Source organism: Dolichospermum sp. LEGE 00246, assembly GCF_015207865.1.
GTDB lineage: Bacteria > Cyanobacteriota > Cyanobacteriia > Cyanobacteriales > Nostocaceae > Dolichospermum > Dolichospermum heterosporum.
Genome location: NZ_JADEWA010000641.1, coordinates 1 through 2185 on the forward strand (window position 1 = coordinate 1; position 2185 = coordinate 2185).

The 2185-nt window shown below is 40.5% G+C and carries 1 protein-coding gene; it reads right to left on the reverse strand.

Annotated features, from left to right (window positions below):
* Positions 1–251: 251 nt before the first annotated feature.
* On the reverse strand, positions 252–1952 hold the full coding sequence (cobJ, locus tag IQ228_RS25005; protein WP_193964840.1) for a precorrin-3B C(17)-methyltransferase: 1701 nt from the start codon (positions 1950–1952) through the stop codon (positions 252–254).
* Positions 1953–2185 lie beyond the last annotated feature (233 nt).

Sequence of the window (2185 nt, forward strand, 5' to 3'; positions counted from 1 at the left end):
ATATAATTGTCATTTTTTTTCTAAGAATTTATAATAAGTAAAATGTCCGCAAGGGCGGACATTATCAGGGCTTCTGTCACTTTTATTGGCTACAATCATGTCTGAAACATGATGTTTTTATTGTTGATGATGAGAATAAAAAAATCAAGTCTTTCTCAGATATAAACTAGACATAATTAAGAGAGTTATATCTTAAAGGAGTCAGGAGAAAGGAAGAAAGAAGAAGGATATTATGTTTAATAGAAAAAACATCATTCCTGAGAATTATATCGGCGGGAAGTATAAACCCAAATATTATGATCTTGCTGGATTTGTCGAGTGTGGGAAGAACCAATAATAATGACAGTTCGCATATCCGCTAATGCTGGTTCTAATTCCTTTAGAGTCGTAACCTGGACTTCTTCTCCCTTTCTTCCTAAATTTCGTCCCAACACAACTGGGGTATCAGGTTTGCGGTGTTCCATTAAAATCTTTTTCGCGGCGGCTAGTTGCCAAGTGCGTTCTTTTGATACAGGGTTATAGAAAGCAATGACAAAATCACTTTTAGCCGCAGCGGTAATTCGTTGAGCGATAATTTCCCAAGGTTTCAAAATGTCAGAGAGAGAAATCACACAGAAATCATGCCCCAAAGGCGCACCAATAGTGGCTGCTGCGGCTTGCATAGCCGAAATACCAGGGGCGACTTGAATATCAATGGTTTGCCATTCTGGTTTATGATATTGCTCTAAAACCTCAAACACTGCCGCTGCCATTGCGTAAATACCGGGGTCGCCAGAAGATACAACTGCTACATATTTTCCTGATGCGGCTAAATCTAGTGCCTGATATGCCCTCTCTGCTTCCACGCGGTTATCTGATTCATGAACACGCTTACCATCTGCGAGATGTCCAATTAAATTAATATAAGTTTTATAACCGACTAAATCCGTCGCTGATGCCAAAATTTCCTTTACCTGGGGTGACATCCATTGAGATGCACCAGGACCTGTACCAATAATCGCTAATTTGCCCTGGGGTTGTCCAATGGTGTCGGGGTTGATAATTTGCGTGGAAATGGCAACAGCTATCTGGGAAAATGGGGATGATACAATTCGACTATCTGCACCTGTAGCCGCCAAAACCAATTCCGTTAATTCATTGGTGGGTAGGAAGCGGATAGGAACTCCCAAAGTTGTCGCTATAGAGTGAAGTTGGGAATTGTTCGCCAGTTGTAGCGGTGCAAATATTCCTGACACTGCGGCAGGTGCTAAATTAGATGCTGCGAGGATTTGGTGAATTTGAGTGATTGTATCTGGTTCTGGCTTGGTGAGAGCGATCGCAATTTTCCCAGGATGATAAACTAAACAATTAGGATCAGAATTACCCAAATTTTCAGTAATTTGAATAATTAACTCACCATTTTCATCAATAGGTAAATTACTCTCACTCAACCAAGGTGCTATTCCTTGTAATTTAACTTTTCCCCCAGCTAATAAATCAGCAATAAATTTTTTCCCATGTTCTGGGTTAGCTAAATGATATCCAGCAGGAGGAGATAACAAAGCAGTGTGAAAGCGGATATCTCCCGTTGTGGTAATTGCTGGTTTGATATTCAGTCCTAACCCCACCTGACGCGCTAAATCATTTACACCACTTAAACCACCCAAAAGCGGAACAACAGCACTACCATCTTCAGCTACAGCTAAAACTGGCGGTTCTTGTCCCTTGTCAGTTAACAATGGTGCAATTGTTCTAATTAGAATCCCCGCCGCACAAATACCAATTATCGGTGTACCAGCAGCGAATAATTCTCTTAAAGTTTCGCCAAAATTGGTAAAGCTAATATCAACATCATGAGTCCGATTAACCAAACCGTATAATTTTGCACCAGCTAAGACATTAGTAATTTTTCGCCCCACTGTAACGCTATTTTGACTCAAGACCACAACCGCAGGGCATACCCTAATATTCATAAAAATTTTTAATCTTGTAAATCCTTAAATTTTGGGCGTTGCTGAATATACTCTAAACGGCTTAATCGTTTGATTCTATAGGTAGGGGTTTAGCAAGAGCTTCATTGGTGTCAACTTAAGCTCAAATCCTGATGATATCTCGTTCCCAGTCTCTGACTGGGAATGCTATTACAGAGGCTCTGCCTCTGTTTTCATAGAAGGCAGAGCCTTCTAGAATTCATTCCCATACAGAG